21 protein-coding genes are annotated in these 22,534 nt (G+C 71.1%); all 21 read right to left on the bottom strand.

Features of this window, described 5'->3' with window-relative positions:
• Positions 1–2: 2 nt before the first annotated feature.
• The 21 genes from atpA to IF61_RS32515 all read right to left on the bottom strand — a co-directional run bounded on the left by atpA (position 3) and on the right by IF61_RS32515 (position 22,493).
• Entirely contained in the window at positions 3–1,577 is a 1,575-nt protein-coding gene (atpA, locus tag IF61_RS0120920) for a F0F1 ATP synthase subunit alpha (protein ID WP_030368001.1), read from the bottom strand.
• Between the two features lie 137 nt (positions 1,578–1,714).
• Positions 1,715–2,530 carry a F0F1 ATP synthase subunit delta gene (locus IF61_RS0120915; RefSeq protein WP_030368000.1) on the bottom strand — a complete coding sequence of 272 codons (816 nt, stop codon included), beginning with the start codon at positions 2,528–2,530 and terminating at the stop codon, positions 1,715–1,717.
• Positions 2,527–3,096 (bottom strand): F0F1 ATP synthase subunit B, encoded by a 570-nt coding sequence (locus IF61_RS0120910; RefSeq protein ID WP_030367999.1) that lies wholly within the window; start codon positions 3,094–3,096, stop codon positions 2,527–2,529. Before IF61_RS0120910 ends, IF61_RS0120915 begins: the two co-directional genes overlap by 4 nt.
• A 41-nt stretch (positions 3,097–3,137) precedes the next feature.
• Complete coding sequence (gene atpE, locus IF61_RS0120905) at positions 3,138–3,389, bottom strand: ATP synthase F0 subunit C (RefSeq protein ID WP_030367998.1); 252 nt, start codon at positions 3,387–3,389, stop codon at positions 3,138–3,140.
• A 76-nt stretch (positions 3,390–3,465) separates the two neighbouring features.
• Positions 3,466–4,260, bottom strand: a complete 795-nt coding sequence (gene atpB, locus IF61_RS0120900; protein ID WP_030367997.1) for a F0F1 ATP synthase subunit A — start codon at positions 4,258–4,260, stop codon at positions 3,466–3,468.
• A 273-nt stretch (positions 4,261–4,533) separates the two neighbouring features.
• Complete coding sequence (locus IF61_RS0120895; protein WP_030367996.1) at positions 4,534–4,971, bottom strand: Cg1360 family ATP-synthase-associated protein; 438 nt, start codon at positions 4,969–4,971, stop codon at positions 4,534–4,536.
• A 252-nt stretch (positions 4,972–5,223) separates the two neighbouring features.
• On the bottom strand, positions 5,224–6,555 hold the full coding sequence (locus tag IF61_RS0120890; RefSeq protein WP_030367995.1) for an MraY family glycosyltransferase: 1,332 nt from the start codon (positions 6,553–6,555) through the stop codon (positions 5,224–5,226).
• A gap of 111 nt (positions 6,556–6,666) precedes the next feature.
• Positions 6,667–7,977, bottom strand: a complete 1,311-nt coding sequence (locus IF61_RS0120885; protein ID WP_078660377.1) for a serine hydroxymethyltransferase — start codon at positions 7,975–7,977, stop codon at positions 6,667–6,669.
• Positions 7,978–8,210: 233 nt separating this feature from the next.
• Entirely contained in the window at positions 8,211–8,870 is a 660-nt protein-coding gene (locus tag IF61_RS0120880; RefSeq protein WP_030367993.1) for an arsenate reductase/protein-tyrosine-phosphatase family protein, read from the bottom strand.
• Complete coding sequence (locus tag IF61_RS0120875) at positions 8,867–9,514, bottom strand: L-threonylcarbamoyladenylate synthase (protein ID WP_030367992.1); 648 nt, start codon at positions 9,512–9,514, stop codon at positions 8,867–8,869. Before IF61_RS0120875 ends, IF61_RS0120880 begins: the two co-directional genes overlap by 4 nt.
• 52 nt (positions 9,515–9,566) lie before the next feature.
• Complete coding sequence (prmC, locus tag IF61_RS0120870; protein WP_030367991.1) at positions 9,567–10,412, bottom strand: peptide chain release factor N(5)-glutamine methyltransferase; 846 nt, start codon at positions 10,410–10,412, stop codon at positions 9,567–9,569.
• Positions 10,413–10,510: 98 nt separating this feature from the next.
• Positions 10,511–11,590, bottom strand: a complete 1,080-nt coding sequence (prfA, locus tag IF61_RS0120865; protein ID WP_030367990.1) for a peptide chain release factor 1 — start codon at positions 11,588–11,590, stop codon at positions 10,511–10,513.
• Positions 11,591–11,696: 106 nt separating this feature from the next.
• A complete protein-coding gene (gene rpmE / locus IF61_RS0120860; RefSeq protein ID WP_030367989.1) occupies positions 11,697–11,918 on the bottom strand; it encodes a 50S ribosomal protein L31 in 222 nt (73 codons plus the stop codon).
• Positions 11,919–12,096: 178 nt separating this feature from the next.
• Positions 12,097–13,215 (bottom strand): LCP family protein, encoded by a 1,119-nt coding sequence (locus IF61_RS0120855; RefSeq protein ID WP_030367988.1) that lies wholly within the window; start codon positions 13,213–13,215, stop codon positions 12,097–12,099.
• Between the two features lie 324 nt (positions 13,216–13,539).
• Positions 13,540–15,573, bottom strand: coding sequence for a transcription termination factor Rho (rho, locus tag IF61_RS0120850; protein WP_030367987.1), 2,034 nt, complete (start codon positions 15,571–15,573; stop codon positions 13,540–13,542).
• A 423-nt stretch (positions 15,574–15,996) separates the two neighbouring features.
• Positions 15,997–16,911: a homoserine kinase gene (thrB, locus tag IF61_RS0120845; protein ID WP_030367986.1), complete on the bottom strand. Its 915-nt coding sequence runs from the start codon at positions 16,909–16,911 to the stop codon at positions 15,997–15,999.
• 281 nt (positions 16,912–17,192) lie between these two features.
• Positions 17,193–18,260 (bottom strand): threonine synthase, encoded by a 1,068-nt coding sequence (gene thrC, locus IF61_RS0120840; protein ID WP_030367985.1) that lies wholly within the window; start codon positions 18,258–18,260, stop codon positions 17,193–17,195.
• Positions 18,261–18,268: 8 nt separating this feature from the next.
• On the bottom strand, positions 18,269–19,561 hold the full coding sequence (locus tag IF61_RS0120835; RefSeq protein WP_030367984.1) for a homoserine dehydrogenase: 1,293 nt from the start codon (positions 19,559–19,561) through the stop codon (positions 18,269–18,271).
• Positions 19,562–19,658: 97 nt separating this feature from the next.
• Positions 19,659–21,050 carry a diaminopimelate decarboxylase gene (gene lysA / locus IF61_RS0120830; RefSeq protein WP_030367983.1) on the bottom strand — a complete coding sequence of 464 codons (1,392 nt, stop codon included), beginning with the start codon at positions 21,048–21,050 and terminating at the stop codon, positions 19,659–19,661.
• 15 nt (positions 21,051–21,065) lie between these two features.
• Positions 21,066–21,896 (bottom strand): ArgS-related anticodon-binding protein NrtL, encoded by an 831-nt coding sequence (gene nrtL / locus IF61_RS0120825; protein WP_030367982.1) that lies wholly within the window; start codon positions 21,894–21,896, stop codon positions 21,066–21,068.
• Between the two features lie 63 nt (positions 21,897–21,959).
• Positions 21,960–22,493, bottom strand: coding sequence for a response regulator (locus tag IF61_RS32515; RefSeq protein WP_078660392.1), 534 nt, complete (start codon positions 22,491–22,493; stop codon positions 21,960–21,962).
• Positions 22,494–22,534: the final 41 nt, after the last annotated feature.

Raw genomic sequence — 22,534 nt, 5'->3', positions numbered from 1 at the left:
GCTCAGCCCTCGCCCAGCAGCTTGCCGTCCGCGGTCTCGAACTGCTGCTTGAAGGACGCGATCGCGTCGCCCACGGCCTGCAGCGTGTCGTCCGACATCTTGCCGCCCTCACGGATGGAGGTCATGAGGCCCTTGTGCTCGCGGTGCAGGAAGTCCAGCAGCTCGCGCTCGAAGCGGCGGATGTCCTCGACCGGGACGTCGTCCATCTTGCCGGTGGTGCCGGCCCAGATGGAGACGACCTGGTCCTCGGTGGAGTACGGGGCGTACTGGGCCTGCTTCAGCAGCTCGACCATGCGCTTGCCGCGCTCCAGCGAGGCCTTGGAGGCCGCGTCCAGGTCGGAACCGAAGGCGGCGAACGCCTCCAGCTCGCGGAACTGGGCGAGGTCCACGCGAAGCCGGCCGGAGACCTGCTTCATGGCCTTGTGCTGGGCGGAGCCACCGACACGCGAGACCGAGATACCGACGTTCAGGGCCGGGCGCTGGCCGGCGTTGAACAGGTCGGACTCCAGGAAGCACTGGCCGTCGGTGATGGAGATGACGTTGGTCGGGATGAACGCCGAGACGTCGTTGGCCTTGGTCTCGACGATCGGCAGACCGGTCATCGAGCCGGCGCCCATCTCGTCGGAGAGCTTGGCGCAGCGCTCCAGCAGACGCGAGTGCAGGTAGAAGACGTCACCCGGGTAGGCCTCGCGGCCCGGCGGGCGGCGCAGCAGCAGCGACACGGCGCGGTAGGCGTCGGCCTGCTTCGACAGGTCGTCGAAGACGATCAGGACGTGCTTGCCCTGGTACATCCAGTGCTGACCGATGGCCGAGCCGGTGTAGGGGGCGAGGAACTTGAAGCCCGCCGGGTCGGACGCGGGGGCCGCGACGATCGTCGTGTACTCCAGCGCACCGGCCTCCTCCAGCGCGGCGCGCACGGAGGCGATGGTCGAGCCCTTCTGGCCGATGGCGACGTAGATGCAGCGGACCTGCTTCTTCGGGTCGCCGGTGCGCCAGTTGTCGCGCTGGTTGATGATCGTGTCGACGGCCAGCGCGGTCTTGCCGGTCTGGCGGTCGCCGATGACCAGCTGACGCTGACCGCGGCCGACCGGGGTCATCGCGTCGACGGCCTTGTAGCCGGTCTCCATCGGCTCGTGGACCGACTTGCGCTGCATGACCGTGGGGGCCTGCAGCTCGAGGGCGCGGCGGCCCTCGATGCCGGCGATCTCGCCGAGGCCGTCGATCGGGTTGCCCAGCGGGTCGACGACGCGGCCGAGGTAGCCCTCGCCGACCGCGACGGAGAGCACCTCACCGGTGCGCTGCACCGGCTGGCCCTCCTCGATGCCGCTGAACTCGCCGAGGACGACCGCACCGATCTCGCGCTCCTCGAGGTTGAGGGCGAGACCGAGGGTTCCGTCCTCGAACCGCAGCAGCTCGTTCGCCATGGCCGAGGGAAGGCCCTCGACCTTAGCGATGCCGTCGCCGGCAACGCTGACCGTACCGACCTCCTCGCGCGAGGCCGCGTCCGGCTTGTACGCCTGGACAAAGTTCTCCAGCGCGTCCCGGATCTCCTCCGGCCGGATCGTGAGCTCCGCCATCTGGGTTCCCTGCTCTCCTTGTTGGGCCCGAAGTATTTCTTCTCCGGGGGCCGGTTCCGCAGCTTGTCGCTGCTGGCCCCCGGAGGACACCGTCGGCCCAACTCGGGCCGTCAGTCATGCTCTTGAGTTGGTGGCTGTCAGCCGGCCATCCGCCGGTCCGCCTCCGCGAGACGGTCCGCGATGCTGCCGTTGATGACCTCGTCGCCGATCCGCACCTGCACACCGCCGAGCATCTCGGGGTCGATGTCCAGGTTCAGGTGGACACGGCGCCCGTACAGCTTGGCGAGCGCGTCGCCGAGCCGCTGCTTCTGCGCGTCGCTCATCGGCACCGCGGACGTGACCACCGCGACCACACGGTCCCGGCGATCCGCGGCCAGCTTGGAGAGGGCATTGAGCCCCGCCTCCAGGCTACGGCCCCGCGGCTGTGCCACAAGACGGACGACGAGTCGCTCGGTGACCGGGTTGGCCCGGCCCCCCAGCAGCTCCCGCACCAGCGCGGCCTTGGCCGAGCGGTTCGCGACCTTGTCCGTCAGCGCGGCCCGCAGCTCGGAGCTGGAGGCGACGATCCGGCCGAAGCGGAACAGCTCGTCCTCGACGTCGTCCAGGACACCGGCGCGCTGGGCGGCGATGAACTCGGCGCCGGAGGCCAGCTCCTCGATGGCGTCCACGAGGTCGCGCGAGCGCGACCAGCGGGAGCGGACCATCCCGGAGACCAGGTCGGCGCACTCGCCGCCCACCTGGCCGCCGAGCAGCCGCTGGGCCAGCTGGGACTTCGCCTCGCCGGCCTGCGCCGGGTCGGTCAGGACCCGGCGCAGCGACACCTCGCGGTCCAGCAGCGCGGTGACCGCGGCAAGGTCCTCGGCGAGCTTCGCCGCGTCCACGGACGTGTTGTCCGCCAGCGCGTCGAGGCGCTCACGTGCGGAGGCCAGCGCCTCCCGGCTCGCTCCGCTCATCGGTTCGCCTCTGCCTTCGTCGCACCGGCCGCCGCCTTGGCCTCGAGGTCGTCGAGGAAGCGGTCGATGGTCCGGCTCTGCCGGGCCGCGTCGGCGAGGGACTCGCCGACGATCCGGCCGGCCAGGTCGCCGGCGAGCTTGCCCACGTCCTGGCGGAGCGAGGCCGAAGCGGCCTTGCGGTCGGCCTCGATCTGGGCGTGGCCGGCAGCGATGATGTCCTCGCGCTGACGCTCACCCTCGGACCGCATCTCTGCGATCATCGACGCACCCTGCTCCTGCGCCTCCTGGCGCATGCGGGCGGCCTCATGGCGGGCGTCGGCGAGCTGTGCCCGGTAGTCCTCGAGCACCTGCTGCGCCTCGGCCTGGGCGGCCTCGGCCTTCTCCATGCCGCCTTCGATGGCCTCGCGGCGCTCGTCCAGAGTCTGGTTGATCTTCGGGAGGAGCTTCTTGCCGAGGAAGATGAAGACGATGGCGAAGGCGATCAGGCCGATGACGAGCTCTGGGAGCGGGGGCAGGAGCGGGTTCTCCAGCTCCCCCTCGCTCGCCAGGACTGCCAGGGGATTCACATCAATGCCTTCCGTCGAAAACAGTGGTCGTCAGGCTGTGATCAGGAGGACGGGTAGACGAACGGCATGACCAGACCGATCAGGGCGAGCGCCTCACAGAAGGCGAAGCCGAGGATCTGGTTGGCGCGGATCAGGCCGGCGGCCTCGGGCTGGCGGGCCAGGGCCTGGGTGCCGTTACCGAACACGATGCCGACGCCGACGCCGGGGCCGATCGCGGCCAGGCCGTAGCCGATCGAGCCCAGGTTGCCCTTGATCTCGACACCAGCGGCGATGGTCTGGAGAGCAGCAGACATGCTCGTTCTTCCTTCTCTTTCACGGACCGGTGGGGGTTGGCCACCGGACGACTGTTGGTCTGGGGAGCTGGGGTGCTCAGTGGTGCTCTGCGAGCGCGCCCTGGACGTAGTTGGTGGCAAGCAGCACGAAGACGTACGCCTGGACGGCCTGGATGAAGAGCTCGAAGGCGGTCATCACGACCGTCATCACGAAGGAGACGCCCGCGTACGCGATCCCGATCCCGTTCAGCAGGTACCAGCTGGCGATGGTGAACATCAGGATCAGCAGGTGACCGGCGAACATGTTGGCGAAGAGCCGCACCGCGTGGGTGAAGGGGCGGATGATCACGTTCGAGAAGAACTCGAGGATCACCGCGAGGGGGAGGATCGGGCCGAGCGACTTGTCGTAGCCCGTGATGTTCTTCAGGCCGCCGACGAAACCGTGCTTCTTGAACGTCAGGTACATCCACAGGACGTAGACGATCAGGGCGAGCGCCGCCGGGAAAGCGATGATCGACGTCACCGGGAACTGGGCGACCGGAATGATCGACCAGAGGTTCATGATCCAGACGAAGAAGAACAGCGAGACCATGAAGGGGACGTACTTCTCGCCCTCCTTCTTGCCGAGCGAGTCGTAGACGATGCCGCGGCGCACGAAGTCGTAGCCCGCCTCACCGACCATCTGCAGCTTGCCGGGAACCACCTTGGCCCGGCCGAACGCCGCCCAGAAGAAGCCGATGACGATGACCGTGGTCAGCACGGCCAGCAGCATGGGCTTGTTGAACTCGATCCCACCGACGGTGAAGAGCGGCTCGAACAGGAAGGAGTTGAGGCCTGGAGCCGGGAAGCCGCACCCGTCGAAGATGTGGCAGTTGGTCTCGAAGGCGAGCATCTCGTTAGCACTCACCGCGAGCTCCTTCAGCGTGGCGCATAGGTACGGCAACCTCGTTGTGTCGGCACGGCTCGAAGCCGCGGAACGGCACTGGACTGGTCTTGCGGATGGGGGGGCGGGTGATCGGCGCGGGGCCGGTCGCGGGCATCAGCTGCATGGACTGCCGATTCCGTCCCGGAAAACTCGGGTGTTCAGCTGCCTGCGCACACTGTGCCTCAGATGGCACCGGACGATAGCAGGTGAGCACCGGCACCTTTATCGCGGCCCTACCGGTCACGTCGGAGACCCGGCGGGCGCGGACTTCTTCGCCTCGGCGGATTCCGGATCGACGTAAAGGATCTTGGCCTTCAGATACGCCCGGGTCTGCGCGGCGGTCCACACGAGGACCGCGCCGAGCAGCGCGAAGGCGAACGCCCGGGTGTTGAACAGCGACGTGTCCCGGAAGACCGCGAGAACGACCGCGGCGATCAGGAACTGCGTCACGTAGAGCACCAGACCCATGGCCTGGAACAGGTGCGGGAAGGACTTGGCCGTGCGCTGGAGAACGAAGAGGCCCATGGCCATGACGCCGCCCGCCACGAGGGTGCCGACGACGGCGCCGATCGCACCCTTGCCGCCGGCGAGCACACCGCTGACGGCGGCGGCGACGATGCCTGCCACGGCGGTCGGGACGGCGCACTGCAGGAGTGTTCGGGCGTCGTTGGACTGCATGAAGGGTTTCTCCGGCGATGAGGTCGGAAGCAACGATTCGTCGTGGACGAGCGTATCCCCGGAAATGCTCACGGCTTACGACGAAGGACCGCCGCACTACGGTCCATCGGCTCTAGCACCGGGTTTCGTGAACGGTATCACAAACTATTTGATGAGGTCTTTACCTACATCGTGTGCCGGACGTCACACGCAAGGGTCACGTCGCTGGTCAAGGCGCTGACGAGGGGTGCGTTCTCTGCTAGAGAACCCGCCTCAGCTGTTGCTGCTGATCCTGCTGAAACGCGAGCGGTCGCCGATGGCGGTGGCGCCGTGGATGCCTGCGGGCACGGGCTCGCGCTGCTCCCCGGCCTCCGCCGGCTCCGTCTCGGCGACCTCCGCCGCCCCGGCCGCCTCCGGCGCCACGACCGCGACCTTGCGCCGGCGGTAGCGCGGCGGAACGAACGCCTCGGCCCAGCGCGGGGCGCGCGGCTTGAAGCGCGGCAGCAGCAGGAGCACCAGGCCCGCCGCGCTCAGCGCGACGATCAGCAGCAGGATCCAGGTGCTCGCCGAGTGCACGGAGTAGGCGACCGTGCCGAAGGCGATGAGCCCCGACCAGAAGTACATGATCAGCACCGCACGGCTGTGCGAGTGCCCGATCTCCAGCAGCCGGTGGTGCAGGTGGCCGCGGTCCGCGGCGAACGGCGACTGGCCGTTCCAGGTGCGCCGCACGATGGCGAGCAGCAGGTCGGCCACCGGCACCGCGATCACCGTCAGCGGCAGCAGCAGCGGGATGTAGACCGGCACCGTGGCGTGCACGACGGCGCGCTCCGAGCCGCCCGTGAACGCGTTGAGCACATCGGGGTCGACCTGGCCGGTGATGGAAATGGCGCCCGCCGCCAGCACCAGGCCGATGAGCATCGAGCCGGAATCGCCCATAAAGATTCGTGCAGGGTGCATGTTGTGCGGGAGGAATCCCAGGCACATGCCCATCAGGATCGCGGCGAACAGCGTCGCGGGGGCGGCCGCCTCCACGTTGTGCCCGAACCAGAGCCGGTACGCGTAGAGGAAGAACGCGGCCGCGGCGATGCACACCATCCCGGAGGCCAGGCCGTCCAGGCCGTCGACGAAATTGACCGCGTTGATGGTGATGACCACGAGCGCGACGGTCAGCAGCGTGCCCTGCATCGGGGTGAGCCCGACCGTGCCCACGCCGGGCACGGGGATCCACAGGATCGTCAGCCCCTGGAGCACCATCACACCGGCGGCGATCATCTGGCCGCCCAGCTTGACCAGGGCGTCCACGCCCCACTTGTCGTCCAGCACGCCGAGGATCCAGATCAGCCCGGCGCCCGAGAGCAGCGCCCGCGGCTCGCTGTGCAGCTCGAAGACCTTGCCGAGGTTGGACAGGTGGGCCGCCACCAGCAGCCCCGCGCACAGCCCGCCGAACATCGCGATCCCGCCCAGCCGCGGCGTCGGCTCCCGGTGCACGTCGCGCGCGCGGATCTCCGGCATCGCGCCGGCCACGATCGCGAACTTCCGCACCGGTCCCGTCAGCAGATAGGTGACTGCCGCGGTGACGCACAGCGTCAGCAGGTATTCACGCACGGGCTGCCCCAGAGGTCGCGCTGGACATCACAGCCCCACACCATATTCGCGTCCGCCCCCGATCCGTGAATACAGCTGTAGACGTACGGCCACGCGCGATGGTTGCAGCCGTCACATGTGGCCGGGATAAGGAGCGTAGACCGGGAAGCTCCCCGCGAGCCGGGCGACCTCCCCGCGCAGGCCGCCGTCCCGCCCCGCGCCCCGCAGCGCCGCCCCGATGAGCATCCCGATCCGCGCCATCTCCGGCTCCCGCATGCCCTGCGTGGTGACCGCGGCGGTGCCCAGCCGCAGGCCGTGGGCCGCCTCGTGCGGCAGCCCGCAGACGTCCAGGACGATGCCGGCGGCCGCGAGCCTGCCGCGGGCCGTGGCAGCCTCCAGGGCGAGCCCGGAGACGTCGGCGGTGATGAGATGCGTGTCGGTGCCGCCCGTGGTCACAGAGAGGCCCTCAGCGGCCAGGACGGCGGCAAGGGCGCGCGCGTTGGCCACCACCTGATGGGCGTACGCGGCGAAGGCCGGCGCCGCGGCCTCCCCGAACGCCACCGCCTTGGCCGCGACGGTGTGCATCTGGGCGCCGCCCTGGGTGAACGGGAAGACCGCCCGGTCGATCCGGCCGGCCAGCTCCGCGCGGCAGAGGATCATCCCGCCGCGCGGGCCGCGCAGCACCTTGTGGGTGGTCGCGCACACCACGTCGGCGTACGGGACGGGGTTCGGCGCCGCTCCCCCGGCGACCAGCCCGATCGGGTGGGCGGCGTCCACGATCAGGTGGGCGCCCACGTCGTCGGCGATCTCGCGGAAGGCCGCGTAGTCCGGGTGGCGCGGGTACGAGATCGACCCGCAGACGATCGCCGCCGGCCGGTGCTCGCGGGCCAGGGCCTGCACCTGGTCGTAGTCGATGAGGCCGGTGTCGCGGCGGACGCCGTAGCCCGTGAAGTCGAACCAGCGGCCGGAGAAGTTGGCCGGCGAGCCGTGGGTGAGGTGGCCGCCGTGCCGCAGGTCCATGGCCAGCACCGTGTCGCCCGGGCGGAGCAGCGCGGCGTAGGCGGCGAGCATCGCGGAGGAGCCCGAGTGGGGCTGCACGTTGGCGTGCTCGGCGCCGAACAGGGCCTTGGCGCGGCCTGTGGCGATGCGCTCGGCCACGTCGACCAGCTCGCAGCCGCCGTGGTGGCGGGCGCCGGGATAGCCCTCGGCGTACTTGTTGGCCAGCGGGGAGCCGAGGGCCGCGAGGACGGCGGGCGAGGTGAAGTTCTCGGCGGCGATCAGCTGAAGGCCGTCCGCCTGGCGGCGGGCCTCACCGAAGAGCAGATCGGCGAGTTCCGGGTCCTGCCGCCGCAGCGCGTCCAGGCCATGGCTCCAGCCGTCGTACGGGGGCGACTCCTGCGCGGTGGTGCGCGCGGCCCGGCTGGTCGGTGGGGTGACGGACATCGCGGGCTCCGGGCGATAGGTTCACCACCCAATGTAGGCCCGCGGCGCCACGGACGCCCGGTCTGCCCGGCCCCTGCCGGGGCGCCTCTCGCGCTCGCGCGCGGCTGCGGGTTGCGTCGTGGCCGGCCGCTCCCCCAAGTTCTCGACTCCGCTCGAACAGGGGGGACCCCCATCGCGGCGGATCCGCAGACCGGCACTGCCCCGCCCCCCTTACGGGGCGGAGTCTCCTCCGGTCAGTGGCGGGCGGGGACGCCGGTGAGGGCGGTCACCACCGGGTCCAGGGCCTGGTCGATCTCCTCGCCGATGGAGCGGAAGAAGGTGATGGGCGCTCCGTACGGATCGTGGACCTCGTCCGCCTCGGCGTTCGGCGCGAGCAGCCAGCCGCGCAGCGCGGCCGCGGCCTGCACCAGGGCGCGGGCGCGCTCGACCACGCCGCCGGCCCGCTCGGGGTCCGGGAGCGTCGCCGGGTCTATGGCCCGCACCAGCCGGGTGAACTCCTTCAGCGTGAAGGTGCGCAGCCCCGCCGAGTGCCCCATGGAGATGACCTGGGCGCGGTGGTCGCGGGTGGCGGTCAGGACCAGGTCGGCGCGGATGACGTGCTCGTCCAGCAGCTCCCGGCCGGTGAACCCGGCGGGGTCGGCGCCGAGGTCCGCGAGGACGGTGGCGGCGTGCGCCTCCATCGGGGCGCCCTCGTGGCCCCAGGTCCCCGCGCTCTCCACCACCAGGCCGCCCGCGGAGGGGTCGCCGAGGCGGTCGGTGAGCGCATGGCGGCTCAGCCGCTCGGTGATGGGCGAGCGGCAGACGTTGCCGGTGCTGACGTGGAGGATGCGGAAGGTGCCGGCTTCGGCCGACGTGCCCGGTCCCGCTATGCCACGCCCCTGCGGGGCGATCAATTCGCCACCTCGAGGTCGGGTACCACCTCGCGGAGCTGCTCGGCGCTGATCGCGCCGGCGCGCAGCAGGACGGGGACCTTACCGGTGACATCCACGATGGAGGACGGCACGTCGGCGGGGGTGGGGCCGCCGTCGAGGTAGACGGAGACGGAGTCGCCGAGCATCTCCTGGGCGGCGTCGCAGTCCTGCGGCGCCGGGTGGCCGGTGAGGTTGGCGCTGGAGACGGCCATCGGGCCGAACTCGGTGAGCAGCTCGATGGCGACCGGGTGCAGCGGCATCCGGACGGCGACGGTGCCGCGGGTCTCGCCCAGGTCCCAGGTCAGGGAGGGCTGGTGGGTGGCGACGAGGGTGAGCGCGCCGGGCCAGAAGGCGTCGACGAGCTCCCAGGCCTGCTCGGAGAAGTCGGTGACGAGCCCGTGCAGGGTGTTCGGGGAGCCGACGAGGACGGGCGAGGGCATGCCGCGGCCGCGGCCCTTGGCCTGCAGGAGATCGCCGACGGCCGCGCTGCTGAAGGCGTCCGCACCGATGCCGTACACGGTGTCGGTGGGCAGCACGACCAGCTCGCCGCGGCGCACCGCGGCGACGGCCTCGCGCAGGCCGGTCTTGCGGTCTGTCGCATCGCTGCAGTCGTATCGCCGTGCCATCACATCTCCTTCGCGAAGCGCTTGCTGTACGTCGTGGGTGCCGCCGCGCCGGTCACGCCGTCGCCCTGCGGGCCGTCGCGAACCGGGGGCGCTTGTTGAGGTCGGGGTGGTCGGCCGCGTCGGCCCAGCCCTTCTCCTCGGTGAAGATCCACGGGACCTGGCCGCCCTGGGTGTCGGCGTGCTCGATGACGACGACGCCGCCCGGGCGCAGCAGCCGGTGGGCGGTGCGCTCGATGCCGCGGATGGCGTCGAGGCCGTCCTCGCCGGAGAACAGGGCGAGCTGCGGGTCGTGGTCGCGGGCCTCGGGGGCGACGTACTCCCACTCGGTGAGCGGGATGTACGGGGGGTTGCTGATGACGAGGTCGACCTGGCCGTCGAGCTCGGGCAGCGCGGAGAGGGCGTCGCCGTGGTGCAGGGTGACGCGGGAGCCCTCGACGTTCTTGGCGGCCCAGCTGTGCGCCGTCTCGTCGAGCTCGACGGCGTGCACGCGGGAGCGCGGCACCTCCTGGGCGAGGGCGAGGGCGATGGCCCCGGAGCCGGTGCACAGGTCGACGATCAGGGGCTCGACGACGTCCATGGCCCGGACGGCGTCTATGGCCCAGCCGACGACCGACTCGGTCTCGGGCCGGGGGACGAAGACGCCGGGCCCGACCTGGAGCTCCAGGTAGCGGAAGAAGGCGCGGCCGGTGATGTGCTGGAGCGGTTCGCGGGCCTCGCGGCGTGCGATCGCCTCCCAGTAGCGGGCGTCGAAGTCGGCGTCCGCCACGAGGTGCAGTTCACCCCGCTTGACGCCGTGCACGAAGGCCGCGAGCTCCTCCGCGTCGAAGCGCGGAGAAGGTACGCCGGCGTCGGCCAGCCGCTGAGTGGCTTGCGCCACTTCGGCGAGCAGCAGATTCACAGTGGTCCTCTCGCGTCTTCGTGTCGTCGTCCCCGGCCTGTGGCCGGCCCTGCGGGAGGGCCGGTCCGGCGGCCGCGGACGGGCTTCTCGGTCTTCGGTCAGCCCGCGGCGGCGAGCTTGGCGGCGGAGTCGGCGTCGACGCACGCCTGGATCACCGGGTCCAGCTCGCCGTCGAGCACCTGGTCCAAGTTGTACGCCTTGAAGCCGACCCGGTGGTCCGAGATGCGGTTTTCCGGGAAGTTGTACGTGCGGATCTTCTCGGAGCGGTCGACGGTGCGGACCTGGCTGCGGCGCGCGTCGGCGGCCTCGGCCTCGGCCTTCTCCTGAGCCGCGGCGAGCAGTCGCGAGCGCAGGATGCGCAGGGCCTGCTCCTTGTTCTGGAGCTGGCTCTTCTCGTTCTGGCAGGAGGCGACGACGCCGGTCGGCAGGTGGGTGATGCGGACCGCGGAGTCGGTGGTGTTGACGGACTGGCCGCCGGGGCCGGAGGAGCGGTAGACGTCGATGCGCAGGTCGTTCATGTTGATCTCGACGTCGACCTCCTCGGCCTCGGGCGTGACGAGCACGCCGGCGGCGGAGGTGTGGATGCGGCCCTGGGACTCGGTGGCCGGCACGCGCTGGACGCGGTGGACGCCGCCCTCGTACTTCAGCCGGGCCCACACGCCCTGGCCGGGCTCGGTGGCGCCGTTGCCGCCCTTGGTCTTCACCGCGACCTGGACGTCCTTGTAGCCGCCGAGCTCGGACTCCGTGGTGTCGATGATCTCGGTCTTCCAGCCCACGCGCTCGGCGTAGCGCAGGTACATCCGCAGGAGGTCACCGGCGAACAGGGCGGACTCGTCGCCGCCCGCACCGGCCTTGATCTCCAGGATGACGTCCTTGTCGTCGCTCGGGTCGCGCGGGACGAGGAGCAGGCGGAGCTTGTCGGTGAGCTCCTCGCGCTGCTTCTCCAAGTCCTTGACCTCGGCGGCGAAGTCGGGGTCCTCGGCGGCCAGCTCGCGAGCGGTCCCGATGTCGTCCCCGGCCTGCTTCCAGGAGCGGTAGGTCCCGACGATCGGCGTCAGCTCGGCGTAGCGCTTGTTGAGCTTGCGTGCATTGGCCTGGTCCGCGTGCACGGCGGGGTCGGCGAGCCGCTTCTCGAGGTCGGCGTGCTCGCCGAGCAGTTCCTCGACTGCCTCGAACATGGGGTTTCCCTAGCTGCTGGAAGTGACGGGCCTGCTGGACGACAAAGCGCCGGTCCGGTCGCCCTCGCTTATGGGAGGGCGACCGAGGACCGGCGCCTGCGGGTCGCTACTTCTTGGCAGCGGCGGCCTTGCCGAAGCGGGCCTCGAAGCGGGCCACGCGGCCACCGGTGTCGAGGATCTTCTGCTTGCCCGTGTAGAACGGGTGGCACTCGGAGCACACGTCGGCACGGATGGTGCCGTCGGCGACGGTGCTACGCGTGGTGAACGAGGCGCCACAGGTGCAGCTGACCTGGGTCTCGACGTACTCCGGGTGGATCTCGCGCTTCAAGGGGTTCTCCTAGGTTCGGGAGGGCTCCGGGTCGTAGAGGCGGGATTGCCTTACGTGAACCGGGGCCGACGGACCAGTTTGCCAGTACTGGCCGCATCCCCCAAAACGGGAGGTCGCGGCCGGTTATTCCCGGGGGTTTCCGGGCCTGGTCAGAACCGGTCGTACGGGGCGGCCGGGATCATTTGACCACGTCGTCGGCGCCGGTCTTCGTCCCTGCGCCGTCCTTGAGCGCTTCCTCCGGGATCGGCTGGTCGGCGCGGAGCGCGTCCCAGATCCTGGTGCTCGCCTCGGTGATCGGGATGACCCGGTTGTGGTCGGCGGGGTCGTCGCCCACCGGCAGGGTCACCATGTGCATGTCTCCCGAGCCGATGCCCTTGAGACCGCTCGCGAAGGAGTACAGCTTGTCGACGGAGGCCAGCTCGCGGTCGGTGGTGAGCGCCTTGGTGGCGGTGTCGGCGATCCCGTAGAGCTTGGTGGGGCTGGTGAACAGGCCGATCTGCTTGACCTGGTCGAGCAGGGCCTTGATGAAGGCCTGCTGCAGCTTGATGCGGCCGAGGTCGCTGCCGTCGCCGACGCCGTGCCGGGTGCGCACGAGGCCGAGGGACTGCTCGCCGCTCAGGGTGTGGGTGCCCGGCTCCAGGTTGAGGTGGCTCCACTTGTCCTTGATGGGCTTGGTCGTGGTGACCTCGACGCCGCCGAGCTTGTCGATCAGCTTCTGGAAGCCGGCGAAGTCGACCTCCATGTAGTGGTCCATCCGGATGTTGGTCATCGCCTCGACGGTCGCGACCGCGCAGGCCGCGCCGCCCACCGTGTACGCCTCGTTGAACTGGGCGGCCTTCACGGCGGGGCTGCTCTTGCCCCCGGAGGTGCGGCAGGCGGGGCGCGGGACGATGGTGTCCCGCGGGATGCTCACGACGCTCGCCTTCTTGTGACCCGCGTAGACGTGGACGATCATCGCGGTGTCGGAGCGGGAGCTGCCCTCGTCCCGGCCGTAGGCGCTGTTGGCGCCGGCCCGGGAGTCGGAGCCGAGGACGAGGATGTCCTGCGAGCCGTTGTCGATGTTCTCCGGCCGGTTCTTGCCCAGGGCGGCGTTGATGTCGACGCTGCTGAGGTTGCCGTTGAACTTGTAGTAGAGGATTCCCGCCCCGGCGCCGCCCGCGAGGACCACACCGGTGGCCGCCCAGGCGGCTATTCGCCAGCCCTTGCGGCGGGGGACGGGCTTGCGGCGCCGGCCGCGCGGCCCGCCGGCACGGCGGCGGCGCGAACCCGCGGACGTGCCCCTGCTCTCCTCGGCCATGCGTTTCCTCAGTCCTTCGCTGTCACCCGGTAATGACCCGGCTCGTCTCCCTGCGCTGATTGACGGGGAAGTCTGCGACAGGGTTGCACAGCGGTTTCTGAGGACCGTCTTAGAAAAGCTCCGGCCGCAGGCGCGGCCGGCGATCTCTACCACCCCTCGCCACCTGCGATTTCGGTCAATTGCGGGGCATTGATTCCGGCCATGCGGAAGGCGGGCGGCTGTGGTACATGTCTCAGAATGTCACGGGAAGATCACGGCGGGGGAAACGGAGAAGGCCCCCGTCACCGGGGTGACGGGGGCCTTCTCCGGGCTACTGGTGACAGATCAGTCGTTGCCGTTGCCCGAGGAGGGCGTGGTCTTCGCGATCTGCATCAGGAACTCGGCGTTCGACTTGGTCTGCTTCATCTTGTCGAGGAGCAGCTCGATCGCCTGCTGCGAGTCGAGGGCGTGCAGCACCCGGCGCAGCTTCCAGACGATCCCGAGCTCCTCGCCGCCCAGGAGGATCTCCTCCTTGCGCGTACCCGAGGGGTCCACGTCGACGGCCGGGAAGATGCGCTTGTCGGCGAGCTTCCGGTCGAGCTTGAGCTCCATGTTGCCGGTGCCCTTGAACTCCTCGAAGATCACCTCGTCCATGCGCGAGCCGGTCTCGACCAGCGCGGTGGCCAGGATGGTCAGCGAGCCGCCGTCCTCGATGTTGCGCGCGGCGCCGAAGAACTTCTTCGGCGGGTAGAGCGCGGTCGAGTCGACACCACCGGACAGGATGCGGCCCGAAGCCGGGGCGGCCAGGTTGTAGGCGCGGCCCAGACGGGTGATCGAGTCCAGCAGGACGACCACGTCGTGACCCAGCTCCACGAGGCGCTTGGCGCGCTCGATGGCCAGCTCGGCGACGGTGGTGTGGTCCTCGGCCGGGCGGTCGAAGGTCGAGGAGATGACCTCGCCCTTGACCGACCGCTGCATGTCGGTGACCTCTTCCGGACGCTCGTCGACCAGGACGACCATCAGGTGGCACTCGGGGTTGTTGGTGGTGATCGCGTTGGCGATCGCCTGCATGATCATGGTCTTGCCGGTCTTCGGCGGGGCCACGATCAGACCGCGCTGGCCCTTACCGATGGGGGCGACCAGATCGATGATACGGGTCGTCAGAACGCCCGGGTCGGTCTCCAACCGCAGGCGGTCCTGCGGGTAGAGCGGGGTGAGCTTGTTGAACTCGGGGCGGCCGCGGCCGGTTTCGGGCGCCATGCCGTTCACCGAGTCGAGGCGGACGAGGGCGTTGAACTTCTCGCGGCGCTCGCCGTCCTTCGGCTGCCGGACGGCACCGGTGACGTGGTCGCCCTTGCGCAGGCCGTTCTTGCGGACCTGGGCGAGGGAGACGTAGACGTCGTTCGGGCCGGGCAGGTAGCCGGAGGTGCGGATGAACGCGTAGTTGTCGAGGATGTCCAGAATGCCCGCGACGGGGATCAGGACGTCGTCCTCGGAGACCTGCGGCTCGTTGCCGAAGTCCTCGCGGCCGCGGCGGCCACGGCGGTCGCGGTAGCGGCCGCGGCGGCCACGGCGGCCACCCTCGAAGTCGTCCTCGTCCTGCGGGCCCGCCGGGGGGCCCTGCGGCGCGCCACGGCCGTCGCGCTGCTGACGGTCGCCCTTCTGGGCGTCGTCGCGCTGGCCGCGCTCACGGCGGTCGCGCTGACCGCGCTCGCCACGCTCGCCGCGGTCGCCACGCTCGCCGCGCTCACGGCGGTCGCCCTTCTGGCCGCGCTCGGCGCGGTCCTGGCGGTCGCCCTTGGCCTTGCCCTCGGCAGCGTCCAGCGCGGCCTCGGCCTTGGCCTCGGTGCGCTCCTCGACGCGGGCCTCGGCCTTGACCTCGGCGGCGTCGGGGCTGCCGGCGGGCGCGGTGGCCCGGCGGCGGCGGCGCTCGCCGGCCGGCTGCTCGTCGCTGCCCGGCTGGCCCGGGATCTCGATCTGCTGCTGGGCGGCGGCCTTCTCGGCGGGCTTGGTCTCGGCCTTCTCGGCCGCCTCACCCGTACGGGCCTTGGAGGTGGCGCGGCGCTTGGGCTTGGTCTCGGCGTCCGCGGCGGCCGCGGTCTCGGCCTTGGCGGGCGCGGCGGAGCCGCCGGCCTGCCTCTCCTTGATGACCTCGATCAGCTGGCCTTTGCGCATCCGCGCGGTGCCCTTGATGCCGAGGCTCGAGGCGAGCTGCTGGAGCTCGGCCAGGACCATGGCGTCGAGGCCGGTGCCCGAGCGGCGCCGCTTGGGGGCGGTGGCAGCACCGGTGGCAGGCGCGGCGGGAGCGTCCGTGGCGGGCGCGGAGGCATTGCCGGCGGCTCCGGCGTTCACGCCCATCAGATCGGTGGTGTCGCTCACGAAGGGGTCCTTCCCTGGAGCGGGCGTCGGCCTGTCTGGCTCGGCGACCGGTTGTGCTGTCCGGCTACGGTCTGGCGTTGCGGACCGGGCCGGGGCGGTGGTCCGCCGGTACGGCTGGTACGGCGGAAGAATCAGTTCATTGGTCCGGCGTGAAGAATGAGGTGAAGACATGGAGTATCGGCTTCACTCATGTCACCCACGCCGATTCCGGAGCGTGCTCGAAGCTGCTCAGGCAGGCTGCTCAGGCAGTTTGGGAGGCTCCCGGAAGAAAAGCGGCCCCTGATCGGGACACAGAGCACCGAGCCGATGTGGCTTCGAGTGCAGACTTGAGGTTAACACTACCGGATCCCACAAACATTCCCCCTCTCCAAGACCGGCAACCGCTATTTTTCGCGGAGCCGGGTTTCGCCCGGATTACCGCTGTCAGGCGAGCGGCAGCACGCTCGTCCCCCCGGCGTCGAGGGCCAGCCGGTTGGCCGCCCATCCCTCGCCCGCCAGTCGTGCGACCTGGTCGGCCGCACCGTTCTCGACCAGCGCGAGGACCGTGGGCCCCGCGCCGGAGATGACCGCGGGGACGCCGTCCGCGCGCAGTCGGTTGACCAGGGCCACGCTCTCCGGCATCGCCGGGGCGCGGTACTCCTGGTGGAGCCGGTCCTCGGTGGCCGCCAGCAGCAGTCCGGGGCGCCTGGTGAGCGCCTCGACCAGCAGGGCGGCCCGGCCGGCGTTGGCCGCCGCGTCCACATGGGGGACGCTGCGCGGCAGGAGCCCGCGGGCGGTCTCCGTGAGCACGGGCTTGGACGGCACGAAGACCACCGGAACGATGGAATCCGCTGGGTCCATCCGAATGGCCCGCGCCACTCCGGCGTCCATCCACGCCAGGGTGAAACCGCCCATCAGGCATGCGGCGACATTGTCGGGGTGTCCCTCGATCTCGGTGGCCAGCTCGAGCAGCGCCGCGTCGTCGAGCTTTTCGGCCCCGCCTATGGTCACGGCGCGGGCCGCGACTATGCCCGCGCAGATGGCCGCCGAGGACGAGCCGAGGCCGCGCCCGTGCGGGATGCGGTTGGCACAGACGACCTCCAGGCCGCGCGGCTGGCCGCCGAGCAGGTCGAAGGCGGTGCGCAGGGCGCGGACGAGGAGGTGGCTCTCGTCGCGCGGGAGGGTGTCGGCGCCCTCTCCGGCGATGTCGATGTGCAGCCCGGATTCGGCCACCCGTACCACGACGTCGTCGTAGAGCCCCAGCGCGAGGCCCAGGGCGTCGAAGCCGGGGCCGAGGTTTGCGCTGGTGGCGGGGGTGCGCACGCGGACAGCGGCGGCGCGGAACGCGGGACCGGCCATCGCTCGATGACTCTCCTTGGTCTGGCCTTGGTGGGGCGTGCAACGTCCGCAAGGGCCGCGACGGCGATGCCGTGGATGTCACGGCAGCGGTCTGCGACGGGGCGGAGTGAGTACAGCCTATCGAAGGAAGGTTCTGCGGCGACATAGGGCGCACGGGAGGCGCACGATGCGTGTCGCCTGCGGCAGGCTTGCGGCTTTGCTCTCGGGGCCGGACGGGCCGGGTAAGAAATCAGCCCGTCCGGCGTTTGAGGACCGGGGTCCGGGGCGGAGCCCCGGACCGGTTACGCGAGGCCCAGCCGCTGCGCGGCGACCCCGGCATCCACCGGAACGGTGATCGGCTGGGGCGCGCCCGCGACCGCCCAGTCGGGGTCCTTGAGGCCGTTGCCGGTGACCGTGCAGACGATGCGCTGGCCGGGGTCGACCAGGCCGAGCTCGGCGGCCTTGAGGAGACCGGCCACGCTCGCGGCCGAGGCCGGCTCGACGAAGACGCCCTCCTGCGAGGCCAACAGCCGGTACGCGGCGAGGATCTGTCGGTCGGTCACCTCGTCGATGAGACCGCCCGATTCGTCCCGCGCCTGCTCGGCGAACCGCCACGAGGCGGGGTTGCCGATGCGGATCGCGGTGGCGATGGTGTGCGGGTCCTTCACGGGCTCGCCACGCACGATCGGCGCCGAACCGGAGGCCTGGAAGCCCCACATCCGGGGGGTGCGGGAGGCGATCCCGTCGGCGGCGTACTCCCGGTAACCACGCCAGTAGGCGGTGATGTTGCCGGCGTTGCCGACGGGGAGGACATGGATGTCGGGCGCGTCGCCGAGCGCGTCGACGATCTCGAACGCGGCGGTCTTCTGGCCCTCGATGCGCACGGGGTTGACCGAGTTGACCAGCGCCACCGGGTACTGCTCGGACAGGCCGCGGGCCAGCGTCAGGCAGTCGTCGAAGTTGCCGTCGACCTGCAGGATGCGGGCGCCGTGGACGAGGGCCTGGCCCATCTTGCCGAGCGCGATCTTGCCCTGCGGGACGAGGACGGCGCAGACCATGCCGGCCCGTACGGCGTAGGCCGCGGCCGAGGCGGAGGTGTTGCCGGTGGAGGCGCAGATGACGGCCTTCGCGCCCTCCTCCTTCGCCCGGCTGATGGCCATGGTCATGCCGCGGTCCTTGAAGGAACCGGTGGGGTTCGCGCCCTCGACCTTGAGGTGGACCTCACAGCCCGTGCGCTCGGAGAGCACCTGGGCGGGGACGAGCGGCGTGCCGCCCTCCCGGAGCGTCACCACCGGGGTGTCGGCGGTGACGGGCAGCCGGTCGCGGTACTCCTCGATGATGCCGCGCCACTGGTGGGTTTGCTTGAACATTGCTTTTGTTACTCCCCTTCAACCCGCATGATGCTCGCGACACCGCGGACCGTGTCCAGCTTGCGGAGCGCCTCGACCGTCGCCGACAGGGCGGCGTCGGCGGCCCGGTGGGTGACCACGACGAGGGAGGCCTCGCCGTCCTTGCCCTGCTGGCGGACCGTGTCGATGGACACGCCGTGCTCGGCGAAGACCGTCGCCACCTGGGCCAGCACACCGGGCTTGTCGGCCACGTCGAGGCTGATGTGGTAGCGCGTGACCACCTCGCCCATCGTGCTCACCGGCAGCCGCGTGTAGGCGGACTCGCCGGGGCCGGTGGCCTCGGCGACCTTGTTCCGGCAGACGGCGACGAGGTCGCCGAGGACCGCGGAGGCGGTCGGCGAGCCGCCGGCGCCGGGACCGTAGAACATCAGCTGCCCGGCCGCGTCGGCCTCGATGAAGACCGCGTTGTACGCCTCGCGCACGGAGGCGAGCGGATGGGTCAGCGGGATCATCGCCGGGTGGACGCGGGCGGTCACCGAGCGGCCGTCGGCGGCGCGCTCGCAGATGGCCAGCAGCTTGATGGTGCAGCCCATCTGCTTTGCGGAAGCGAAGTCCGCGGCGGTGACCTCCGTCATGCCCTCGCGATAGACGTCGTCGAGCTTGACCCGGGTGTGGAAGGCGATCCCGGCGAGGATCGCGGCCTTCGCGGCGGCGTCGAAGCCCTCGACGTCGGCGGTCGGGTCCGCCTCCGCGTACCCCAGGGCGGTGGCCTCGTCCAGCGCCTCGGAGTAGCCCGCGCCGCTGGAGTCCATCTTGTCGAGGATGAAGTTGGTCGTGCCGTTGACGATGCCGAGCACCCGGTTGACCTTGTCACCGGCGAGCGACTCGCGCAGCGGCCGGACCAGCGGGATGGCGCCGGCCACCGCGGCCTCGTAGTAGAGGTCCACGCCGTGCTGCTCGGCGGCGGCGTGCAGGGCCGCGCCGTCCTGGGCGAGCAGGGCCTTGTTCGCCGAGACGACGCTGGCGCCGTGCTCGAAGGCGGTGGTGATCAGCGAGCGGGCCGGCTCGATGCCGCCGATGACCTCGACGACCACGTCGATGTCGTCGCGTTTGACGAGCGCGGTGGCATCGGTGGTGATCAGCTCGGCCGGCACCCCCTCGCGCACCCGGTCGGGACGGCGCACGGCGATGCCGACGAGCTCGACGGGCGCTCCGATGCGCTGCGTGAGGTCGTCCGCGTGCGTCGTCATGATGCGCGTCACCTCAGAGCCGACCACTCCACAGCCCAGCAGCGCCACCTTCAGCGGACGCGTACGCATCATCCGACCTCGTTTCTCATACATCTTGTTTTGTGCACCAGTCTCACTCACCGGACGGTGGTTTCCCTCCGCTGTCCAGTATCCGAGACCTATGTTTCCGTCAGCCGACGTCGAGACGAAGAAGGTCCTCTTCGGTCTCGCGCCGGACGATCACACGGGCCGCGCCGTCGGCCACCGCCACGACCGGCGGCCGCAGGGCGTGGTTGTAGTTGCTGGCCATCGAGCGGCAGTAGGCGCCGGTGGCCGGCACCGCGAGCAGGTCGCCCGGGGCCAGGTCGGCGGGGAGGAAGGCGTCACGGACGACGATGTCACCGGATTCGCAGTGCTTGCCGACGACGCGCGAGAGCATCGGGGCGGCCGTCGACGTCCGGGAGACCAGCGCGACGCTGTATTCGGCGTCGTAGAGCGCGGTGCGGATGTTGTCCGACATGCCGCCGTCGACGCTGACGTACGTGCGCAGGCCCGGCAGCTCCTTGACCGTGCCCACCTCGTAGAGCGTGAAGGCCGTGGGGCCGACGATGGCGCGCCCCGGTTCCACGGAGATGCGCGGCACGGCGAGCCCGGCGGACGCGCACTCGCGGGTGACGATCTCGCGCAGGGCCGTGGCGATCTCCTGCGGCTCGCGCGGGTCGTCGTCGGAGGTGTAGGCGATGCCGAGGCCGCCGCCGAGGTCGATCTCGGGGAGCTCGACGCCGTGCTCGTCGCGGATCTGCGCGAGCAGCCCGACGACCCGGTGGGCCGCGACCTCGAAGCCGGACGTGTCGAAGATCTGCGAGCCGATGTGGGAGTGGATGCCGACGAGTTCGAGCCCGTCGAGCTTGAGCGCGCGCCGCACCCCCTCGGCGGCCTGGCCGCCGGCCAGCGCGAGCCCGAACTTCTGGTCCTCGTGGGCGGTGGCGATGAACTCGTGGGTGTGCGCCTCGACGCCGACCGTGATCCGGATCTGGACGCGCTGCCGCTTGCCGAGCCGCTCGGCGATGTGCGCGACGCGCACGATCTCCTGGAAGGAGTCGAGGACGATCCGCCCGACGCCGGCCTCGACGGCGCGGGTGATCTCCTCGGTGCTCTTGTTGTTGCCGTGCAGGGCGATGCGCTCGGCGGGCATGCCGGCGTCGAGGGCGGTGGCGAGCTCGCCGGCGGAGCAGACGTCGAGGTTGAGCCCCTCCTCGTGCAGCCACCGCACGACGGCGCGCGACAGGAACGCCTTCCCGGCGTAGAACACGTCCGCGTCGGACCCGAAGGCGTCGCGCCAGGCGCGGCAGCGCGTCCGGAAGTCGGTCTCGTCGAGGAAGTAGGCGGGGGTGCCGAACTCCTCGGCGAGGCGGGTGACGGGGATGCCGCCGACGGTGACGACCCCGTTCTCGTCGCGGCTCACCGTGCGGGACCACACCTTCGGTTCGAGGGCGTTGAGGTCGGTCGGCGGCGCGGCGTAGTGCCCCTCGGGAAGGACGTCGGCGTAGCGGGGCCCGGCGGGGTGGGCGGAGCGGCTCATGGTGGCGATCCCCTTTTACAGATGTGCGGGTGCGGTGATGCCGAGCTGGTGGAGGCCGTCGGCCAGCACGTTGCCCGCGGCCTCGGCGAGGGCCAGGCGGGCGCGGTGGACGGCCGAGGGTTTCTCGTCACCGCGGGGCAGCACGGAGCGGGCGGCCTGCCAGGTCAGGAAGGCGCCGGCGGTGCGGTCGAGGTGCCGGGCGAGGCGCTCGGGGTCACGGGCGGCCGTGACGCGGGGGTGGTCGGCGAGGGCGGCGAGGAGCGGCGCGGCGGCCGTGTGCCCGTACTCGGCCGGCTCGGCCACCTCGGAGCGGAACCCCAGGTCACGAGCGTTACGCAGCAGCCCCTGCGTACGGGCGTGGGCGTAGCGCACCCGGAAGAGGGGATTGCGCTCGCGCTGGACGAGGAGCTCGGCGCGGCCTGCGCCGGCGGGCCACAGGAGGCTCCACCGGGCGGCGTCGGAACCGAGGCGGGCGAGGAGAGCGGGGTCCGGGACGGGGAGCGGGAGCGGGGCGGCGGCGGGCGGCGCGCTCAGCAGCTCCCGTACGAGCTGAACGTACGAGATCCCCTCAAGGGTGATGTTGAGGAACCCGGGCCCGGCGATCTCGACGCGGGCGATCCCCGGCTCCGCGGCCAGCCGCTTCCGCAGCACCTCGGCGACCTCGCGGGCGGGCCGGCCGGTGTCCTGGGCCACGCGCAGGGCGACGTTGGTGGCGAAGTCCCCGCAGCCCGGGCGGGGCGGGACCCGCACGGTGACCCGCGTGGGCACGGCGGCGGGCAGCTCGTCGGCCTCGACGGCGCACTGCACGGTGCGCAGCACGGTACGGGAGAGCTCGGCCGGGGTCACGGGGTCAAGCCTAGGGGAGAGGGGTGGGGCCGAGGCGAATGGGTTTCGCCGACCGAGACGGCGCTACTCCCCCCGGCTGAGGGACTCCACCCCGCACACGGGCTGCACGGACTGGGCCCCTCCCCCGTCCCCGGGGGCCGAGGCTCCCGGCAATCCGTCGCCCCGCTCCCCCTTGTGGCGCCGCATGAGCCTGCGGACCAGCCGGACCATCTCGGCCGGCTCGAACGGCTTCGCCAGGAACGCGTCGACCCCGGCGGAACGACCGCCCTCGACCTCCAGCTGGGTGCACGCGCTGATGATCGCGATCGGTATGTCGCACGTCCGGGCATCGGAGCGCAGCCGGGCAGCGGTGTTCAGCCCGTCCAGCCGGGGCATGACGACATCCAGCGTCACCACGTCAGGACGCACGCGGTGCACGATCTCCAGACACTCGGCACCATCGGCCGCGGTCACGACCTCGAAGCCTTCGAGCTCGAGGTTGACCCTGATCAGCTGCCGGATGACCTTGTTGTCGTCGACGACAAGGACCCGGCCGGACAAGCCAGGCACACCCCGAGAGTAAGCGCGCCCCCCGTGCTGCGTCCGGGTTTTCCCCACTTCCACCCCGTGCGGGCGAGCACCCCCCACCCACCCCGCCC

The organism is Streptomyces roseoverticillatus (assembly GCF_000719265.1).
Taxonomy (GTDB): Bacteria; Actinomycetota; Actinomycetes; order Streptomycetales; family Streptomycetaceae; genus Streptomyces; species Streptomyces roseoverticillatus.
This window is presented reverse-complemented; position numbering and strand designations above follow the sequence as displayed.